At 71.6% G+C, this 1670-nt stretch carries 2 protein-coding genes; one reads left to right on the forward strand and one right to left on the reverse strand.

Going from position 1 to position 1670, the window contains the following annotated elements; translation table 11 throughout:
* Positions 1-125 precede the first annotated feature (125 nt).
* Positions 126-584: a carboxymuconolactone decarboxylase family protein gene (locus tag ACFXOM_RS30190; protein ID WP_384939664.1), complete on the reverse strand. Its 459-nt coding sequence runs from the start codon at positions 582-584 to the stop codon at positions 126-128.
* 85 nt (positions 585-669) lie between these two features.
* Here ACFXOM_RS30190 and sigJ point away from each other — a divergent pair, with 85 nt between their 5' ends.
* Positions 670-1554, forward strand: coding sequence for an RNA polymerase sigma factor SigJ (gene sigJ, locus ACFXOM_RS30195; protein ID WP_385040426.1), 885 nt, complete (start codon positions 670-672; stop codon positions 1552-1554).
* The last annotated feature ends 116 nt before the right edge of the window (positions 1555-1670 follow it).

Genomic DNA, 1670 nt, shown 5'->3' on the forward strand with positions numbered 1-1670 from the left:
AGGGCGTCACACTCCCCCCCTTTTCTTCTCCCCCAGGAGCTTGTGGTGCTCTCTTTTTCGGGGGGAGGACATCCTTTTTCGTTTTCTCCCCCTCCCTCCCCCCCCCCCCCACCGCATCGGGCACGTCAGGCCCCCAGGGAGCCCGCGACCTGCCGGGTCGCCGCGTTGAGCCGGTTCCAGACGTTGATCGCGGCGATCGCGAGCAGCAGCGCGCTGAGCTGCGCCTCGTCGTAGTGCTTCGCCGCCTCGTTCCAGATCTCGTCCGGCACCGGGTCCGCGGAGTCGGCGATGCGGGTGACGGCCTCGGTGAGGGCCAGGGCCGCGCGCTCGGCGTCCGTGAAGTACGGGGCGTCGCGCCAGCCCGCCACGGTGTCGATGCGCTCGTCGCTCGTACCGGCCTTGCGCAGGTCGCGGGCGTGCATGTGGAGGCAGACCCCGCAGCCGTTGATCTGGCTCGCACGCAGGTTGACCAGCTCCAGCAGCTCGTCCGAAAGCCCGGTCGACTTGGTCGACTTGCCCAGGGCCAGCAGCGCCTGCATGGCGGACGGGACGACGAAAGCGGGGTGCTTCATGCGTGCTTCCATGGTTCTCTCCTCGAGATCGAGTGTCAGTTGCTGCTCGGTTCGGATCGTCACTGCACTGACGGATCGCGACGGGAGAATGTGACCGGTGGACGAAAAAGAACTTCTGGCGGAGCGCTTCGAGGCGCAGCGGACGCATCTGCGCTCCGTGGCGTACCGGATGCTCGGCTCGGTGGCCGAGGCCGATGACGCCGTGCAGGAGGCGTGGCTGCGTCTGAGCCGCTCGGACACGGGACAGGTGGAGAACCTCGGCGGCTGGCTGACGACGGTGGTGGGCCGCATCTGCCTCGACATGCTGCGGTCGCGGACCTCACGGCGTGAGGACCCGCTGGACGTCCACCTGCCCGACCCGATCGTCAGCGGCATCCGCGGGACCGATCCCGAGCAGGAGGCGATGGTCACCGACTCGGTGGGGCTCGCCATGCTGGTGGTGCTGGACACACTGCCGCCGGCGGAACGGCTGGCGTTCGTGCTGCACGACATGTTCGCGGTGCCGTTCGACGACATCGCGGAGATCGTCGGACGCAACGCGGCGGCGACGCGGCAGCTCGCGAGCCGGGCGCGGCGGCGGGTGCAGGGGGCAGTGCCGGAGCCGGAGACCGATGCCGCACGTCAGCGGAAGGTGGTCGACGCGTTCGTCGCGGCGTCGCGCGGGGGCGACTTCGAGGCGCTCGTCTCGCTGCTGGACCCGGACGTCGTCCTGCGGGTGGACGGTGGGGCGTTGGCGTCGGCGCTGTCGAAGCTGGTGCGCGGGGCGCGGGAGGTGGCGAGCCAGGCGTGGATGTACCGGCGATTCGCGCCGGACGCCCGCCTCGCGCTCGTCAACGGCGCGCTGGGCACCGTCACGGCCCCGGAGGGCGAGGTCATGTCGGTCATGGCCTTCACCGTCAGCGGCGGCAAGATCGTGCGACTCGACATCCTCGCGGACCCGCAGCGGCTGGCGAGGATCGACCTGACCGTCCTGGACGACTGACCTGCCGTCGGGTCCCGCACACGGCAGGGGCCGGGGGGGGGGGAGGGGGGGGCGCGGGGGTGGGGGGGGGTCCCCCCCACCGCGCCACACCCCGCGGCGCCGCCGGGCGCCGCCCC

The organism is Streptomyces sp. NPDC059169 (genome assembly GCF_042755225.1).
Lineage (GTDB): Bacteria > Actinomycetota > Actinomycetes > Streptomycetales > Streptomycetaceae > Streptomyces.